Origin of the sequence: uncultured Campylobacter sp. (genome assembly GCF_938018035.1) — a bacterium.
Taxonomy (GTDB): domain Bacteria; phylum Campylobacterota; class Campylobacteria; order Campylobacterales; family Campylobacteraceae; genus Campylobacter_B.
The window spans coordinates 1-1305 of record NZ_CALIJF010000103.1; the positions used below are offsets into that span (position 1 = coordinate 1).

The window sequence follows — 1305 nt, forward strand, 5'->3', positions numbered from 1 at the left end:
AACGTACAACTAATGATTTAAATTTACAACTCGCAGTTGATAACAGAGACTCGCAATGTGCGGCGAAGAAGCCTGATTCTTGGCTTGCAACGGACGAGTCTATTTCGCAAAATTCGGCGAATACTCAGGGCTTGCGACATGCTGAGGATGGGGTAGACTTGCAGCATGCGACGTGCGAGCGGAGTCCGCAACAGACGATAAATTCGCAAGGCTCATGCTCTGTGCGGACACACATGACGGAGGCGCATGGCGCATATTTCGATAGCAAGGTCGATTTTGTGCGTTTGCCCGCGAGCTTTTCGGCGATTTTTAGGGCGGGTGCGATTTTTATCGCTCCAAGTGTGGCGCCGAACCTTAATAAAATCGGCATTTTCCTAGCCAATACCGGTGTACATCTGCTGCTTTTTGAATACTTTGATCGCCCGATCGTCGCTACTAGCGCCAATATAAGCGGCGAGCCCATTATTTTTAACGCCAAGGAGTTGCGCGCGAAGCTGGGCGGCGTCATCTCGTTTTACCTGGATAACGACCGCGAAATTTTAACGCCGAGTGACGATAGTATCGCCTTTTTACCGCAGTTTGAAGCGCAAACTTTAACGCCTGATTCAAAAACGGCTTGCAATTCGAGCAAAGTTGCTACGTCGCTTGCGACTTGCACCGAGATGAAAAACTCCGTGCAAAATTTAATCTTAGCGCAGAATTCTACGACGAATTCCGTGTCTATCCAAACTCTTACTACTCCGCAAAATTTTAATGGAAATTCCACGGGCGGGTTAAATTTCGAGAACCCGCAAAGACCTTCCGATACGGATACAAGTTGCGATATCGTAAATTTTACTTCCAAAACTAGCTGGGACGACACAAATTCGGCGCCTCAAAAAAACCAAGATGACGCAAATTCTGCCGCCGAAGCGAAACCTGTTTGTGAAACGAAATCCGCCTGCGCCGCAGGTATCGCAAATTTAGCAAACATTGCAAATCCCACAAGTTCTGTGAATTTCGCGAATGCCGCAAAACCGGCAAGTAGCGCAAATTTGGCGAGCTACACAAATTCCTCCGCCGAAGCGAACGCTCTAAATCGTGCGCTATTTTTGCGAACATCTCGCGGAATGAACCCAAAAATTTTCCCTAGCAAATTCCGCGCCAAAGGCACTTTTCTGGCGCTCGGAGCGGAGCTGAAAAATCAGTTTGTGATCTACAAAGACGGGCAAATTTTCATCTCGCCCTACATCGGCGATCTTAAAAACGTCGCCACGAATGAGCGATTTTTCGCGCTTTTGGATATGTTCGTGCGCGCCTACGAGC

General features: G+C 48.1%; 1 protein-coding gene. It reads left to right on the forward strand.

Annotated elements, in window-relative coordinates; translation table 11 throughout:
- Positions 1 to 221: 221 nt before the first annotated feature.
- A partial coding sequence (locus tag Q0257_RS03270; RefSeq protein ID WP_298021494.1) for a Sua5/YciO/YrdC/YwlC family protein occupies positions 222 to 1305 on the forward strand: 1084 nt, incomplete at its 3' end.